General features: G+C 59.1%; 15 protein-coding genes and 1 pseudogene. 10 read left to right on the top strand and 6 right to left on the bottom strand.

All coding sequences use genetic code 11. The features are described 5' to 3' along the window. The first annotated feature begins 87 nt into the window (after positions 1-87). The 3 genes from A8C75_RS16030 (at position 88) to A8C75_RS16020 (ending at position 3,909) form a co-directional block, all read left to right on the top strand. A complete protein-coding gene (locus A8C75_RS16030; protein ID WP_067384653.1) occupies positions 88-1,500 on the top strand; it encodes an aminotransferase-like domain-containing protein in 1,413 nt (470 codons plus the stop codon). Between the two features lie 103 nt (positions 1,501-1,603). Further along, the gene (locus A8C75_RS16025; RefSeq protein ID WP_067384651.1) at positions 1,604-3,319 is read left to right on the top strand and encodes a nitrite/sulfite reductase; all 1,716 of its coding nucleotides are present in this window, start codon (positions 1,604-1,606) and stop codon (positions 3,317-3,319) included. Then, entirely contained in the window at positions 3,316-3,909 is a 594-nt protein-coding gene (locus tag A8C75_RS16020; protein ID WP_067384649.1) for a DUF934 domain-containing protein, read from the top strand. Before A8C75_RS16025 ends, A8C75_RS16020 begins: the two co-directional genes overlap by 4 nt. 37 nt (positions 3,910-3,946) lie before the next feature. Here A8C75_RS16020 and trpA read toward each other — a convergent pair whose 3' ends face one another. Beyond that, positions 3,947-4,735: a tryptophan synthase subunit alpha gene (gene trpA / locus A8C75_RS16015; RefSeq protein ID WP_067384647.1), complete on the bottom strand. Its 789-nt coding sequence runs from the start codon at positions 4,733-4,735 to the stop codon at positions 3,947-3,949. Further along, positions 4,732-5,967, bottom strand: coding sequence for a tryptophan synthase subunit beta (gene trpB, locus A8C75_RS16010; RefSeq protein WP_067384644.1), 1,236 nt, complete (start codon positions 5,965-5,967; stop codon positions 4,732-4,734). Before trpB ends, trpA begins: the two co-directional genes overlap by 4 nt. A gap of 85 nt (positions 5,968-6,052) precedes the next feature. On the opposite strand from trpB, the gene A8C75_RS16005 reads away from it, so the two are divergent. From A8C75_RS16005 to A8C75_RS15980, 6 genes and pseudogenes are all read left to right on the top strand, one after another. Then, entirely contained in the window at positions 6,053-6,610 is a 558-nt protein-coding gene (locus tag A8C75_RS16005) for a TetR/AcrR family transcriptional regulator (protein ID WP_067384642.1), read from the top strand. Between the two features lie 178 nt (positions 6,611-6,788). Next, entirely contained in the window at positions 6,789-9,035 is a 2,247-nt protein-coding gene (locus tag A8C75_RS16000; protein WP_227819946.1) for a CehA/McbA family metallohydrolase, read from the top strand. A gap of 179 nt (positions 9,036-9,214) precedes the next feature. Further along, positions 9,215-9,514: a transposase gene (locus A8C75_RS15995; protein WP_067379942.1), complete on the top strand. Its 300-nt coding sequence runs from the start codon at positions 9,215-9,217 to the stop codon at positions 9,512-9,514. Between the two features lie 134 nt (positions 9,515-9,648). Then, positions 9,649-9,984, top strand: a complete 336-nt coding sequence (locus A8C75_RS15990; RefSeq protein WP_157890233.1) for an IS3 family transposase — start codon at positions 9,649-9,651, stop codon at positions 9,982-9,984. 594 nt (positions 9,985-10,578) lie between these two features. Beyond that, a complete protein-coding gene (gene ltrA / locus A8C75_RS15985; protein WP_067379935.1) occupies positions 10,579-12,102 on the top strand; it encodes a group II intron reverse transcriptase/maturase in 1,524 nt (507 codons plus the stop codon). An 80-nt stretch (positions 12,103-12,182) separates the two neighbouring features. Further along, positions 12,183-12,650, top strand: a pseudogene (locus A8C75_RS15980) (IS3 family transposase); the annotation flags it as partial. Positions 12,651-13,070: 420 nt separating this feature from the next. On the opposite strand, the gene A8C75_RS15975 reads toward A8C75_RS15980, so the two are convergent. From A8C75_RS15975 to pspA, 4 genes are read right to left on the bottom strand one after another with little or no spacing between them, the layout of a single operon-like run. Continuing rightward, positions 13,071-13,682 (bottom strand): antibiotic biosynthesis monooxygenase, encoded by a 612-nt coding sequence (locus A8C75_RS15975; protein ID WP_067384637.1) that lies wholly within the window; start codon positions 13,680-13,682, stop codon positions 13,071-13,073. A gap of 55 nt (positions 13,683-13,737) precedes the next feature. Then, positions 13,738-14,127 (bottom strand): envelope stress response membrane protein PspC, encoded by a 390-nt coding sequence (gene pspC / locus A8C75_RS15970; protein WP_067384635.1) that lies wholly within the window; start codon positions 14,125-14,127, stop codon positions 13,738-13,740. A gap of 29 nt (positions 14,128-14,156) precedes the next feature. Next, entirely contained in the window at positions 14,157-14,414 is a 258-nt protein-coding gene (gene pspB, locus A8C75_RS15965; protein ID WP_067384633.1) for an envelope stress response membrane protein PspB, read from the bottom strand. Beyond that, positions 14,414-15,091: a phage shock protein PspA gene (gene pspA / locus A8C75_RS15960; protein ID WP_067387391.1), complete on the bottom strand. Its 678-nt coding sequence runs from the start codon at positions 15,089-15,091 to the stop codon at positions 14,414-14,416. Before pspA ends, pspB begins: the two co-directional genes overlap by 1 nt. Positions 15,092-15,272: 181 nt before the next feature. Here pspA and pspF point away from each other — a divergent pair, with 181 nt between their 5' ends. Continuing rightward, a complete protein-coding gene (gene pspF / locus A8C75_RS15955; protein WP_067384630.1) occupies positions 15,273-16,301 on the top strand; it encodes a phage shock protein operon transcriptional activator in 1,029 nt (342 codons plus the stop codon). Positions 16,302-16,320: the final 19 nt, after the last annotated feature.

The raw sequence follows: 16,320 nt of genomic DNA, 5'->3' as shown, positions 1-16,320 counted from the left end.
TAATAGGTACAGATTCCTGGTGCCCGGGCTTATCCTGAGGGTTCGGTGCTGACCGGGTGCCGCCGTAACGACAGTAAGGATGATGGAGTGACCCAGACGGAGTATCGCTATCAGCAGCTGGAAAACTGGCTGCTCCAGGGCATTACCGAGCAACGCTGGCGCCTGGGGGAGCGGTTGCCGTCGATTCGTGCCCTGTGTGAGCAGCAGGGGTTGTCCAAGGCGACCGTGCAGCATGCCCTGCAGCGCCTTGAAGCCCAGGGGTTGATCGAGGCGCGCCCCAAGGCCGGTTACTTCGTGGCCTTGCTGCCCCATGCCGCCAAGACACCCCGCAGCCTGGCCCGGATAGAGGCGCCGCGCCCGGTGACGGTGAGCGAGCTGTTCCTCGATATCATGCGTCGCAGTGCAGCCTTTGATCTGTTGCCGGATCTGCATGCCGGCGATTCGCCGCCGGGCATAGTGGCGCTGAACCGCGCCATCGGGCGGGCGTTGCGACGCCAGAAAGGCGACGATCATCAGTACTACGATGCGCCGGCCGGTGATATGGCGTTGCGCGAGCAACTGTCGCTGCATGCCGCCAGACGCGGCTGGCAGGTGCTGCCGGAGCAGCTTTGCATCACCTCGGGGTGCCAGCACGCGCTCTTTCTGGCACTGATGGCCTGTTGTCGCAAGGGCGACGTGGTGGCGGTGGAGTCGCCCGGGTTTTATGGCGTGCTGCAGTTGCTCGAACAGCTGGAGTTGCAGGTGGTTGAAGTGCCGACCTCCAGCGAGACCGGGCTCGATATCGATGCTCTTGACGCGGTGCTCAAGCGCTGGGATATCAAGGCCTGCGTGGTATCGCCGGCCTTTGCCACGCCGGGCGGTGCATTGATGCCGCTGTCGGCCCGCCAGCGTCTGCTGGCGCTGGCTGAGCAGTTCGATCTGGCGATTATCGAAGATGATATCTACGCCGATACGGCCTTTTCCCAGGTGCCCGATCCGCTAAAAGCGCTGGACACGAGTGACCGTGTCATTCTGTGCAGTTCCTTTTCAAAATCCCTGTCCCGAGACCTGCGCCTGGGCTGGGTGGCCGGTGGCCGCTGGCATGATCGCATCCTGCACCTGAAGCTGGTGACTCAGCTGGCCAGCAGCCGTTACCTGCAGCAGGGGCTGGCGGACTTCATGCGCGACGGCAGCCTGGCCGCGCACCTGCGGCGTCAGCGCGGCGAGCTGCGCACCCGGCGGGACCGCTTGATTGCATCCCTGCATGCCTGGCCCGGCGAGATCCGAGTCAGTACGCCCCAGGGGGGCTTGGCGGTCTGGCTCGAGCTGCCGGAGTCCGTCGACACCCTCAGCGCCTACCCGGTGGCGCTGAGTCAGGGTCTGGTGATTACGCCTGGGCCGCTGTTCTCGGTTTCGGGTCAGTTTCGCAACTGCCTGCGGATCAGTTTTGCGCACCCCTGGGATACGCGTCGCAGTGAAGCCCTGGGGCGCCTGCCTGAGTTGCTGTTGCCGGGGCTTTAGCCGGAATCTGTCCCTATCATTATTTAAAAAGTTGAGCCTGCCCCTGCATGCGTGGCGTCTTTAGTCTGGTGGCTTCCCAAGCAGTCAGGTCAGGTGCGCCAAGGTGTATAAATACGACGAGTATGACCGTGCGCTGGTACAGGCGCGGGTTGCGCAGTTCCGTGATCAGGTATCCCGGCGTCTCAGTGGCGAGTTGAGCGAAGAGGAGTTTGTGCCGCTGCGGCTGCAGAACGGCCTCTACCTGCAGCGCCATGCCTATATGCTGCGGGTGGCGATTCCCTACGGCACCCTGTCGTCGACGCAACTGCGTACGCTTGGGCGTATCGCCGAGCAGTATGATCGCGGCTATGGCCATTTCAGTACACGGCAGAATATTCAGTTCAACTGGATTGAGCTGGAACAGGTACCGGATATTCTGCAGCTGCTGGCGGATCAGGAGATGCACGCCATTCAGACCTCGGGTAACTGCGTGCGCAATATCACCACCGAAGCCTTTGCCGGTGTCGCCCGCGATGAGTTGCTCGACCCCCGCCCACTGGCGGAGATTCTGCGCCAGTGGTCCACCGTTAACCCCGAATTTCTCTACCTGCCGCGCAAGTTCAAGATAGCGATTTCGTCATCGGAAGCCGACCGGGCGGCGCTGCGTGCCCATGATATTGGCCTCTACCTGTATCGTGGCGACGAGGGAGAAATGCTGTTGCGGGTGATGGTGGGCGGCGGCCTCGGGCGTACGCCCATTCTTAATGAGCAGGTGCGCGAGGCGTTGCCCTGGCGTCATCTGCTCACCTACGTTGAGGCGGTATTGCGGGTCTATAACCGCCACGGCCGGCGCGACAACAAGTACAAGGCGCGCATCAAGATACTGGTCAAGGCGCTGGGCGTGGAGGCTTTTGCCCGGGAAGTGGAGGCGGAGTGGGAGCAAATCCGCGATAGCGCAGGTCAGCTGACGGTGCACGAATATCAGCGGGTGGCACAGGGTTTCAGGGTGCCGGATTATGAACGCCTCGATGCGCTGGACCCCGATTTTGGTGCCTGGCTGGCGCGCGATGCCGCCTTTGCGCGCTGGGTGCAGACCAATACCCGGGGGCACAAGATCGCCGGCTACAGCTCGGTAGTGCTCTCAGCCAAGCCTGCCCCCACGGCGGATCACAGCACGGCCCCCGGCGATCTTGCGGCCGCTCAGATGCACAGCGTGGCGGATCTGGCTGATCGCTATGGTTTTGGCGAGATCCGGGTGGCGCACGAGCAGAACCTGGTGCTGCCGGATATCCGCAAGTGCGATCTCTATGCGCTTTGGAAAGCGCTTGGCGCCATTGACCTTGCGACACCCAATATAGGCCTGCTGACCGATGTGATTGCCTGTCCCGGCGGGGATTTTTGCAGCCTGGCCAGTACCCGTTCGCTGCCGGTGGCGCGGGCGATTCAGCAGCGCTTCGAGAATCTTGACTATCTGCATGATCTGGGCGAAATCAGTCTGAATATATCCGGCTGCGTGAATGCCTGCGGTCATCACCATATCGGCAATATCGGTATCCTGGGGGTGGACAGAAAGGGAGAAGAGTTCTTCCAGGTCACTATTGGCGGTGCCCAGGGCAGAGATAGCAGTTTGGGTAAGGTTATCGGGCCTTCTTTCAGGGCCGAGGATATTCCCCGGGTGATCGAGCGGCTGTTGGAGACCTATGTGCGCTACCGCGAAGTTGAGGAGCCCTTTATCGAGACCCTGGGACGCATTGGCGCGGGACCCTTCAAGGAAAATGTTTGCGCAGGCCCTGCCAGCGCAAGCCAGGCTCAGCCTGAAACACCGGAGGCGGTGGCATGAATAATCTGATTACCCTGCACAAGGGTGCTGCGGCGGTAGCCTTGAGCGATCCCTGGGAACTTGTCGACAGCCTGGAGGGCGACGCCGCAGCCAGCGGCAGTGGTAGGGACAGCGCCTATCGCATTCTGCCATTGAGTGATTGGCGGCAATTGTCCGAGGTTGCCACGGAACTGACAGAGGTCACAGCGAAGGGATCAGAGGCCGCAGAGCCCCTGGGCGTGCTGCTGCATCCCGATGATGACCCCGCGGAACTGGCCCCCTGGATTGATCGCATTGCGCTGATTGCACTGGAGTTTCCGAGCTTTAGGGATGGGCGTGCCTACACCCAGGCTTTCGTGCTGCGCAGCCGACTGGGGTTTAGCGGTGAGCTGCGTGCCATTGGCGACGTGTTGCGTGACCAGCTGGTGGCCATGCGCCACTGTGGCTTCAGCTCCTTTGCGGTGCGTGAAGACCGCTCGGCCGAAGATGCACTGAAAGCGCTGGCGGGCTTTGATTTGATCTATGCCCGCTCGGTGGCCTGCCCGGAACCGCTGTTCCGGCGCCGTTTGGGTGCGGAGGCGCCTGGCGCTTCAGGCCCAGAGCGGGCATGAAGCGCTGTCGCTGCATTGAGTTGCCGGACGCGGGCGTTTAGCCGCGCAGTGACCTGACCTGCTCCAGAGCAGCGCTGCGGCCACCGCGGTTAAAGGCATCCAGCAGGCCAGAACCCACCACGGCGATATCGGCCAGGCCATACAGCGCCTTTACCTGGGCACCGGTGCGGATGCCAAAGCCAACCCCCAGGGGCAGAGGCGTCGTGGCGCGGATGGCGGCCAGGTAGTCCTCCAGTGGCACTTGCTGGCTGTTGCCGCTGTTATGGCTGTCGGCGCCAGTAACGCCGCGCCGGCTGACACAGTAGAGCATGCCGCTGGCGGCGGCGCAGATCTGCTGCATGCGGGCCGGTGGCGTTTCCGGTGTCAGCATCCAGATGGGTTCTATCCGGGCCTCAACGCAGCTGTGGCGAAAGTCCGCTGCCAGCTCCAGCGGCAGGTCGGGGATGATAAAGCCTGCGATACCGGCTGCGGCCGCATCGGCTGGCAGGCGCTCCAGCCCGTAGCGATAGAGCGGGTTGAGGTAGCTCATCAGCAGGATGCGGCTGGCGGGGAAGGCCGTGGCGAGCTGCGCAATATCTTCTAGGCAGCGCGCCAGGGTCGGGCGCTGCTGCAGTGCCTGGTGGCAGGCATGCAGAATGGAGGGGCCATCGGCGGAGGGATCCGAGAACGGAAACTGCACCTCCAGCAGCTCAACTCCCTCACTCAGCAGGTCGCGCATCAGTGCGAGACTCTCATCGATACTGGGGTAGCCGTAGACCACATGGGTCATCAGCAGGATGGGCTTGTCTTTGCGCTGCTGCTCGATAAACGTCTGAAGCTTGCTCATGCCTGTAACTCCCGCGCCAGGTAGCGCTGCAGGAAGGGGCCGAATTCGGCATCTTTCACCGCGCTGGCGACGTTGAAAATATCCTTGTCGCCGCGCCCGGAAATATTAATCACCACCTTCTTGTCCGGCGACATGGCGGGGATATCCCGCAGCGCACCGGCCACGGCGTGGGAGGATTCCAGCGCCGGGATAATACCCTCGAGGCGCAGCAGAGCCAGGAAGGCGTGCATGACTTCGTCATCGTTCGCCGCCGTCATGCGTACCCGGCCGGTATCATTCAGGTGTGCCAGGATCGGGGACACGCCGACATAGTCCAGCCCTGCGGCAATGGAGTGGGTTTCCATCAGCTGGCCCTGGTCATCCTGCAGGAACATGGTGGCAAATCCCTGGGCGATGCCGGGGCTGCCGAGATCGTCGGACAGGCGAATGGAGTGATCCCCCGGTGCCGGTCCGCGTCCGCCGGCCTCAACCCCCACCAGTTCAACGCTCTGATCGTTGATAAAGGGCAGCATGATGCCGGCGGCGTTGCTGCCGCCCCCCACGCAGGCGTAAATGGCGTCGGGCAGGGCACCAAACTGTTGCAGGCTCTGGGCGCGCACTTCGCGGCCGATCACCGACTGAAATTCGGCCACCATCTCCGGATAGGGCGCGCAGCCACAGGCCGTGCCCAGCAGGTAATGACTGCCGGACGGGTCCGCCGACCAGTCGCGCAGCGCCTCATCGAGCGCATCGCGCAGCGTCTGTCCGCCACTGGTGACCGGCACTACTGTGGCACCGAGCTGCTTCATCCAGAACACATTGGGATACTGACGTTCGATATCCCGGGCGCCCATGTAGATGGTGCATTCAAGCCCCAGACGGGCGGCGATAAGCGCGGAGGCCACGCCGTGCTGGCCGGCACCGGTTTCGGCGATGATGCGCTTCTTGCCCATGCGCTTGACCAGCAGGCCCTGGCCGATAACGTTGTTCATCTTGTGGGCGCCGCTGTGGTTCAGATCCTCGCGCTTGAGAAAGACCTGAGCGCCACCGAGCTCACGGGTGAGGTTGGGGCAGGGGGTTAGCGGCGTGGGCCGGCCGGAGTATTGCTGCAGTTCGCGGTCAACATCGGCCAGAAAGTCGACATCGACACGGGCCTGATTCCAGGCGTCCAGCAGCGCCTGCTGGCTGGCGTGGAGTATTTCAGGAATGTAGCTGCCACCGAAGCGGCCGAAGAAACCCTTGTCACTCTGCATGACGCACCTTGATTTATTAACTATACCGTTTAGTTAAAATAATAGTAAAATTCCCTGCAGTCAACGACATTTTAAGGACATGAACATGGCCCGGGGCCGACCTTCCAAAAAGCAGCTGATTCTGGACACGGCGCAGCGTCTGTTTAGCGAGCGAGGCTATCAGGGCACGACCATTGATCTGGTGGTGCAAAGTGCCGGGGTGTCCAAGCCGACGGTCTATAGCCATTTCCCCAGCAAACAGGCGCTGTGGCAGGCCATGCTGGAGCAGGCCATTGCGGCCTCCGAGGAATTGCGGGCGACACTCGATATCGAGGCTGCTGGCTGGTGTGAGCTGATTCCGGGCGGCTTCGCCCAGCTGGCGGCGCAGCCGCAGATGCTGGCCATCTATCGCATCATGCTGGGGGAGCAGCACAAGATGGAGCCGGAGTCGCAGGCACTCTTCAGTGCTTTTGAAGAGGGGTTCGAGCGCTGGTGTGATCGGGTGCTGCAGGCCCAGGCGGTCAGCCTGACGGCAGAGCAGCGCTTTATACTGCGGGCTCTGTGTCGTGAGGGGGTGTTGCAGCCAGCGCTGCGACTGCAGTGCGTCCCAGCCATAGATGACCTCTCAAACCTGATTCGGCGTGCGCTGGGAAAGCTGGGTTAATCGCCTGTAAAACGTCGACCCTGGCCTGGCGGGGGCTGGCAGAGTTTCCGGCGAACTGTGCATTGACGGTTAATAGGAGGGGCGTATACACTCGATTTTGTTAATTGATCGTTCAATTAAAAATCTCATAACGCGCGAAAGGCCCAGAATAATGATAAAAGCGTTCCGTAAGCCCTTTATGTCCAAGGCAATTATTCTCATATCGATACTTGGCGCGGCCGCCCAGAGCCATGCAAGTGTCTCCATTAGCCACGGCAAGACCCTTATTCCGGCGGGCACGGCGCTGTCCGACCAGGACCTGACCATCAAAAACGACAAGCTGGCGTTCTCCCTGGCCGTGGGCACGCCACCGCCATGGGGTGTGGCCCGCGGCTGCATCATCGATATGGCGAACGTCAAAGCTGACGGCTCGCTGAGCAACGACAGGGTCGCCTTCGCCGACTTTATTCCCAATAACTGGTCGAGCTGGCCGAACACCTATCAGAAAGTTGATATTGTCAAAGACAGCCCGGAAGAGGCCGTGGTTAAAGTCACGCGTGACTTTGGCAAGGCGGTGATCAGCACCGAATACAGCCTTAAGGCGGGTTCTGATCGTATCCATGTGAAAACCACCATGACCAACGAGGGCGAAGACCTGATTGATCTGCAGTCGGGCTATACGCTCTGGCCTGAAGGCGGCTACAAGTTCGCGGTACCGGGTTATGCGGGCGAGGAAGAGGCGACTGTCGACAAGCCGATCGCGGATCGCTTCGTCGGCTACGATGAAGACTGGGCGATCGCCCTGCACGCGCCTTACTTTACCGAGCTGAAATACAAATCCCGCGACCTGTACCTCAAGCACAGCCTGAAAAATTCAGAGTCCATCTCGTTTGAAGGCGAATACCAGGTGCTGGGCAGCGGCGATATCTCACCGGTGGTAAAAGCGGAAATCGAACGCAAACAGCTGGATGCGGGTTCGTTGTCTGGCAGCGTGAAAACCCAGGATGGAAAGTCCGTCGAGGCACCGGCGGTTGTGATCCTGAAAGACGGAGTGCCCTACATCTGGGCGATCGGCAAGGAGGGTAGCTACAACCTCGATCTGCCTGTCGGCGACTATCAGGCCTATGCAACGGCCAAGGGCTATTCCGAAAGCAGGAAACATGATATTCGCATCGAGAGCAAGAAAGGCCTGAGCCTGTCGTTCGACGATCTTCTCGCCCCGGGCGAGGTGAGCATGCAGGTGACGGACGCCCAGAGCAAGGCGCCGCTGGACGCGAAAATCCAGATTGAAAGCGGCAACAAGCCCCTGATCGAGTTTCTTGGCGCCAAGACCTTCTTCACCGAGCTGGATGAGATAGGTCAGGCGCGCTTTACCCTTGCGCCCGGCGACTATCAGCTCAAAGTCTCGGCCGGCGCCAACTTTGTGTCCAAGCCGGTGCTGGTGGACGTGGGCATAGCGCCGAACAAGACGACCGACGTGACCAGCGAAGTGCCGATCAGCACTTATCCGACCCAGCACGGCTGGTACTCAGGCGATCTGCACCATCACTCCGATGTGCTGGAAGGATCGACCCCGCCGAAGGATCTGGTGATTTCGCAACTGGCCGCGGGCCTGAACGTCACCTTCGTCAGCGACCATGACTCGACGAAAAATCACGTTGAGATCAAGGCGCTTTCCGACAAGCGTGGCGTACCCTTTGTGCCGTCTATCGAGTTTTCGCCGTCCTGGGGGCATTTCAACCCCTTCCCCCTGGATATAGGCGCAGAGCTCTCCGTTGATCCTGGCGTTGACGATATCCATACCCTGCTCAAGGACATGCGGCGCATGGGCGCGACAGTGGTTGCCTCCAACCATCCGTATATCCCCTACGGCTATATGAGCAGCCTGGAAAAGAACACCGTGCCCGGCGGCTTTGATCCGGCGATCGATCTGATCGAGGTCAACGCGGTGGTCGATTACCAAAAGGCAGTCGAAAAAGCCCGCCAGCTCTGGACTGAGGGCCTGCCGTACTACTACACCGCAGGTTCCGACACTCATGATGTGTGGAACGAAACCACTGGCCTGGATCGGATGTTCGTCTATACCGGTAGCAAGCCGGACGCCCATGCCTTTGCCCAGGCGATGAAAAATGGCCGCGCCTATGTATCCTTTGGCCCGGTTATCTACCCGAAAAACGTGATGTTCGGTGACACCCTGAAACTGGCGAAAGACCAGCCGCAGACTCTCAGCTTCGACCTGCTCTCGGTCAATGGCCTGAAGTCCGTGCAGTTGATCGGCAAGCAGGGTCTGATCAGCGAACAGACGCTTGCCGGCGAGACCGCCTCGGTACAATTCGATGTGCCCCAGGAGTCCGGCTGGGTTGGCCTGGTGGTAGAGGACAGCCAGGAGAACAAGGCCTTTACCAATCCGGTATGGCTGAAAATGGTCGAGGAGCAGCAGTTCTGACCAGGGTGTTTTCGTTGTAAATCACCGGGGCCCAGGCCTCGGTTTTTTTTGTGTGCGCCGGGTATGGCTCAGTTCAATGACATAGGTAACACCTTGCTGGTAACCCGTATATTGAAGTGGCTATAGTTTCCCGGACACACAGACGCAGGTAAGATCACCTGCCCATAAAGGTGTGTGTCATGAATCAGAACAAAACCAATTCTTATACAGCTGAGTTCAGAGAAGCCGCCGTCAAGCTGGCGGTAGAGTCGGATCAATCTATCAGCCAGACCGCCAGAGAGCTCGGTGTCAACGTTAACACGCTGCATACCTGGATCCGCAAGTATCACGGTAAGCAGGATGTCAGTTCCGGTAACCAGGTGGATGATCAGCATCTGTATGATGAGTTGAAAAAACTGCGGCGAGATAATGCCCGACTCAAAGAGGAGCGTGAGCTGCTAAAAAAGGCGGCCGCCTTCTTCGCCAAGGAATCTCGCTGAGGTACGCCTTCATTGAGGCTCAACAGGGTGCGTTCAACACTGCCCTGATGTGCCGGGTGTTTGAGGTATCCCGCAGTGGCTATTACGAGTGGCGGTCAAGGCCGCCCAGCCAAAGAGATCAGCAGGACGAGGCGTTGAAGGCCAAGATACGTGAACAGCACGACGTAAGCCGCGCAACCTATGGAACACGACGTATCCAGCAGGCTCTGGCTGGAGCGGATGAGACGGTCAGCCGTCGCCGGATTGCCCGATTGATGAAAGAAGAAGGCCTTGAGTGCAAGACACGGCGAAAATTCAAAGCGACCACGAACTCGAAGCACGACAAGCCGATCGCTCCGAACCTTCTGAATCGCAACTTCTCAGCTGAGAAGCCGGATCAGGCCTATGTCGGCGACATCACCTACAGTGTGCCCGGAGTTCGGGGCGAGCAAGGATGCTTAAACGAACCACGAGTCTATCTGGAATGTTAGGCGGAAATATCAGGACAGTAATTTTCGCGTTACCCCATCGACTGTGACGGTGGTGAGCCTGAGCGGCAGTGACCTGCGGTATGCCCGCAGGGTGATGTAACCCGCTGACAACGGGGATTGAGGCGAGATCACTAAGCCAAGATGATCCTCAAGGCTAAATGTTGAAAGGCTGAAGAACATGAACCCATTCATCCGCCTCTGGGGGTTGAAATGTCACCACGGCTTACGTGATCTGATAAGCCGTACAGAAAGGGAAGGCAGTTTGACATGTAAGCGCTGCCGACCGAAGGAACCGTACAAATATGACGGGTTCCGGGACAGCAGAATCCATCACAGACGGGACTGCTGCTTTCTGTCAACTTGCAGCACGCAAGGATAAAGAGTGCGATGGGCAGCCTCCTCAACATGTTTGAGTCCAGATAGATGAACCGGGGAAGGTCAATGTCGGATGCCAAGGTGGCATGACGCCGATGCCGCATTGACTGACGGAGCTTCCGTAGTAGTCCGCGATGGGGAAAGCTCATTACATGGCGAAGGGGAGCAGTTTGAATGTGTTTGCCAAGCAAACTACCTGACCTAACAGGGTGAAGACCTTTGATAATCAGCGAAATGCAATGCAAGCTGGCCACATGGACGACAGCGGACCCCACTCGACGAGTTGACCGTTTGTTGCGCCTGATAGCACAGCCTGGCTGGTTGGCTGAAGCCGCCCGTATTACCCTGTCTTCCAAAGGCGCACATACGCCTGGCGTTGATGGGGTGGGCAAAGCGACGCTACTTGCCACGCTGCCAGAAATCCTGGAGACACTTCGGGGGGAGCTCCTCTCGGGTGCCTACCAACCGCTACCGGCCCGCCGGGTTTACATTCCCAAGGCCAATGGTACGCAACGGCCACTGGGCATCCCAACCCTCAGAGACCGCATCGTTCAACGAGCGATGCTCATGGCGATGGAACCCATCTGGGAGAGTGATTTTCATACGCTCTCGTATGGTTTCCGACCTGAACGCAGTGTCCACCATGCCATCCGTACTGTGAAATTACAGCTCACAGACAGTACCGCGACAAGGGGGCGCTGGGTCATAGAGGGTGACCTGTCCAGTTACTTCGATACCGTGCATCATCGCCTCCTGATGAAGGCTGTACGGCGCAGAATCAAAGATAATCGGTTCTTAGTGCTGCTATGGCGTTTTATCAAAGCTGGGCACATTGATGCCGGACTCTTTCGGGCTGCCAGCGAAGGGGTACCCCAAGGGGGCGTTATATCGCCGCTGTTGTCGAATATCATGCTACATGAGTTTGACCAGTATCTGCATGGACGCTACCTGAGCAAGAAAGCCCGCAATGACCGATTGTACTGGAACCGCAGTATCCAGATCGGTCGAAGTACGGCCATCCGGGAGAATTGGCACTGGAAACCCGCTGTTGCTTACTGTCGTTATGCCGATGACTTTGTACTCATTGTCAAAGGGACTAAAGCACAAGCTGAAGCGATCCGGGAGGAGTGCCGGAGCGTGCTCGAAGGGAGGCTGAAGCTGACACTGAACATGGACAAAACCAAGATTACCCATGTGAATGACGGCTTTGTCTTTCTGGGACATCGAATCATCCGTAAACGCAGCCGTTACGGTGATATGCGGGTGGTCTCGACGGTCCCTCGAGAGAAGGCTAAGAACTTCGCGGCATCGCTGACGGCCATGCTGTCAGGCAATTATAGTGAAAGTAAAATCGACATGGTTGAAGCTATCAATCGTAAACTGAAAGGCTGGTCGACGTTCTATAAGTTCGTTGATTTTAAGGCCAAAATATTCGGTCACATTGATGGTGTCGTGTTCTGGAAACTGGCCCACTGGCTGGGCCGCAAGTACCGTTCTCGAATCAAGCCACTGATGCGCCACTGGTTCAAGCGCCCGGCACCCGGTCAAAGCAAGACCTGGGTACTGTACGGTAAAACGAATCATGGCAACCTCTGTGGTGCCGTCCTGCACCGACTTGTTGGACAGGGCAAGAAACGGTTCCTGTGGCGTCTTCCAGAGGGTAACCCCTATCTGAGGACAGCGCCCAAGAGCACGTATACCTCGCGTTTTACTGAAGTGGCTATGGCGCTCGCCAGCAGTTGAACGGAGAGCCGGATGCGCTGAAAGGTGCACGTCCGGTTCGGAGAGGAGAGGCAGGGAAATAGTTTGACTACGCCTTGCCTCTTACTCTACTACCGACACGGGAAGGATGGCTCTATCTGGCCGTCTTTATTGACCTTTGCTCGCGCGCTGTTGTGGGTTGGTCGATGGGTAAGCGGATGCCGGCATCGTTGGTGAATGACGCCCTGAAGATGGCGATCTGGAAACGGCGGCCAAGTGCCAAACTATTGGTCCATAGTGACCGAGGTAGCCAGTATGCCTCTGATAGTTTTCAGCGCTTGCTGAAGAAACATGACTTCCGGTGCAGTATGAGTCGCAAGGGAAATTGTTGGGATAATGCCCCAGCAGAGAGCTTCTTTCACACCCTGAAGACCGAGCTGATCTATCACGAGGACTTCAAGACACGGGAAGACGCGAAGCAGGCCATCTTCGAGTACATCGAGGTGTTTTATAACCGGGTGCGACTGCACTCCAGCAATGATTACATGAGTCCTGTGGACTATGAATCAGCGCTACGAGCAGCCGCTTGAAAATGTGTCCGGAAAACTGTTGCCAGATCAATATCTTGGAACTTGGATCTGCAGTGCTGGCGGGCACTTTGAGGGTGTTTGACAGTCTGTATTTCGCCTGTGGGCGACATACTTTCTTTGCTCGTGCAAAGAAAGTATGCAAAGAAAGCACGCCCCGATGAAGCCTTTGCGCTACGCTCTGAAGCCATTCTGCGGGCGCCGCTAACGCACATCCATGTGCTAATCGGCGTTGATACAGTCCCTGTATCAACCTTTCAGGCCTGATCGCATAATGACCTCAGTGCTCGCCGGCTTCATAAGGGGAAGTAAGAGCCGCTCTGCCATATTGGTGGGATGCTGGCGCGTTACTTTCTTTGCTTGCGGATAAAGTAACTCAAATCGGTCTTTCCCTCGCTAGGGCCAGCTAGGCCCACCAGGCTGTTAGCGTTCATCCCTGTCGCGTTTGGGGAAGAGCCAGAAGGCCAGCAGTTTGGTCAGGGCCGGCATCAGTACGTAGGTCATCAGCAGAGTGATCGGGATGGTCATCAGCAGGGTGCGCGGCAGCAGCGGAATATGGCCAAGTGTGCTGCCGAACAGCCAGCTGACCAGGGTGATCAGGGGGAATATTGCCAACCAGGCCACCACGGCCATCTTGTATTTGGGGGGCGGTTTGACCGGGTTCTGGCCCGGCAGGGAAAACCAGGCCACCAGTCCCGACAGTACCTCGGTACTGTCGGGCGCATCGAGGCAGTCTTCGATCGCATCCAGGTGCTGGGTACGCTGCGGCGAGTGCTGCCAGCGCTGCAGATCTTCCCGGCTGCTGAACTTGAACACGATACGGTACTCGGGGTCGGCGCTGCTGGCCGGGCGAAACAGGGTCGATCCCAGAAAACCGCTAAAGTGCACGGCTTCCCGGCTGAGGGCGCTGTTGAGCTGTTCGAACGCTTTTTCCTTGCCGGGCTTGATGCGTCTTGAGATCACCACCGTGACGGCATCGCCGGCGGCGGCGGTGGTGTTGAGGCTTGGGTCGGACGGTTGCGGTGTCTGGTCCATGCCGGCGGCTCCTTCGGGCTGGGAATAGCTCCATGATACCCGAAGGTGTTGTTCTTTAGAGGTCCTTGAATTCCTTGTTGAAACGGTAGCGACTTGAGGTGACGTAGCGCTCCATCGACTGCAATCTGCGATCTACCGCCTGCATGCGCTCATTCAGCTGACGCAGACGTGTACTCATGGGTCTGCCGTAGTCGAACGCCGGCTTGCGGGCGCTTTCCTTCACGGCGGGGCCCTGGCGGCGATCCAGCAGGAAAATACCCGCCAGATAGAGCAGCACGGCCAGGCTGCCGCTGAACAGGAACAGGGTGATGAAAATAATGCGCGCCAGCCAGACGGGCTGACCATAGCTTTCGGCCAGGCCCGCGCAGACGCCGCCGAGCCAGCCCTTGTCGGCGCTGCGGTAGAGGTTGCGGTTATAGCCATTGCGCTTGCTTGGGTGATTCATGCGGGGCTCCTTGTACTTTCCAGATTGGCTCAATGGGGGCGCGGCCGGTCGTCGTCCCGGCTGGTACGCCAGCCGGCGTGTTCGCTGTCCAGAATGGTTTCCAGCGTCTGCACCCGTTGCTCCAGACGTTCGGCCAGGGCGAGGGTTTCTTCCAGTTGCTGGTGCTCATCGCCCGACAGGCCCTTGTTGAGACGGGCGCGGGTCCAGTAATGCAACATGAGCCACATCGGCACCACGACGGCGAGGAAAATCACCGTCGGCACGAAGAAAAACACCATGGTGGACATCAGTCATGGCTCCGCTCGGTGGATTTCATGCGGGCCTTAAGCGCGGCCAGGGCATCCTCGACCTGATCATTGCGTTCCAGGTCCTCGAACTGCTCGTTAAGGCCGGGGTTGCGGCCCAGATCCTGGGACTCAATTTCGGCTTCCATGTTATCCATGCGTCTCTCATAGGCCTCGAATTTGCGAAAGGCATCTTCCAGCTTGTCGCGGTTGCTGGCACGGCGCATATCCAGACGCGAACGGCTGGTTTGTTCGCGTACCTGCAGAGACTTCTGCTTGGCCTTGGCATCGTCGAGCTTTTGCTGCAGCTGGCCAATTTCCTCGTGCAGCACTGTCAGCTGCTCCTCTATTGTCGCCAGTTCCTGCTGTGCCTGCTTCAGGGTCTCCTCAATGGCCTGTTGCTCACCCAGTGCGGCCCGGGCCAGATCTTCCCGGCCTTTGTTGATGGCCAGGCGGGCCTTGCGTTCCCACTCGGTGGCTTCGTCTGCAAGGCGCTCCAGGCGGCGCTGCAGGGATTTTCGATCGGCAATCACCCGGGCGGAGGTGGTACGCACTTCCACCAGGGTGTCTTCCATTTCCTGGATCATCATGCGGATCATCTTGGCCGGGTCTTCGGCGCGATCGAGCAGGGCGGTAATGTTGGCGTTAACGATGTCACCAAAGCGTGAAAAGATACCCATGATCTGTGGCTCCCGATGGTTGGTTTCGAACAGGTTACTGCGATAGCTGTGCCAGAACAGGCTATGCGGCTGAAAATAAAGGTTTTTATATCTCAAGGTAGCAAGGGTGGGGTAAATACGGCTTGTGATTTTGGTTAATTTGGCTAAGTTATAGCTAAATTAACCAGTAGTCTTGGTGTATATGGCTGAGTCAGTGCCGGCGTTAATCGGCAGTTCCGAGTTATTCCATCGTGTATTGAATCAGGTGTCCGGTCTTGCACCACTGAACAGGCCCGTACTGGTGATTGGTGAGCGCGGCACCGGCAAGGAGCTGATCGCCGCGCGGCTGCACTACCTGTCCGGGCGCTGGCAGCAGCCCTACCTGCAGGTGAACTGCGCCGCCATGAGCGAATCACTGCTGGAATCCGAGCTCTTTGGCCACGAGGCCGGTGCCTTTACCGGCGCGACCCGTGCCCGCGCCGGCCTGTTCGAGCGGGCGGAAGGGGGCACCCTGTTTCTCGATGAGCTGTCGACCGCTTCGGTACGAGTGCAGGAGAAACTGCTGCGCATTATCGAGTACGGTCGCTTTGAACGCCTGGGGGGCAGCAGGCCCTTGCAGGTGGATGTGCGGGTGGTGGCGGCCACCAATGAAGACCTGCTACAGGCGGTGGCGGCGGGCCGGTTTCGTGCCGATCTGCTCGACCGGCTGGCGTTTGATGTGGTGAACCTGCCGCCGCTGCGTTTTCGAAAAGACGATATAGCGGAGCTCGCGGAACACTTTGCCAGGCGCATGTGCCGCGAGCTGGGGTATGACTGGTTCGCGGGCTTTGATGCGGATGCGCAGGCGCAATTGCTGCAGTACGACTGGCCGGGCAACGTGCGCGAACTCAAAAACGTGGTGGAGCGCAGTATTTATCGCAGTGGCAACCCGGCTGAGCCGGTGCGGCATATAGTGCTGGACCCCTTTACCACGCTCTGGCGGCCGCAGGTGGCAGTAGAGGCCCGGGCAGATACTCCATCAGAGGCCCCATCAGGCACAGTGCCAGAGAGCACCGATGAGGCCATCGGCCTGAGGGCTCGAATGGCGCTGATCGAGCAGCGCCTTATCCGCGAAGCCCTGGTGGCGGCGCAGTACAACCAGCGTGGTGCCGCCAAGGCCCTGGGGCTCAGCTACCATCAGCTGCGGGCGGCCCTGCGCAAATACCCGGATCTGCTGGCAGGGCGTGGCTGAGTGGCATGAGTTGACCTCT

This window comes from Marinobacterium aestuarii, assembly GCF_001651805.1.
GTDB lineage: Bacteria > Pseudomonadota > Gammaproteobacteria > Pseudomonadales > Balneatricaceae > Marinobacterium_A > Marinobacterium_A aestuarii.
The sequence above is the reverse complement of the archived record's forward strand: the minus strand, read 5'-3'. Positions and strand labels throughout refer to the sequence as shown.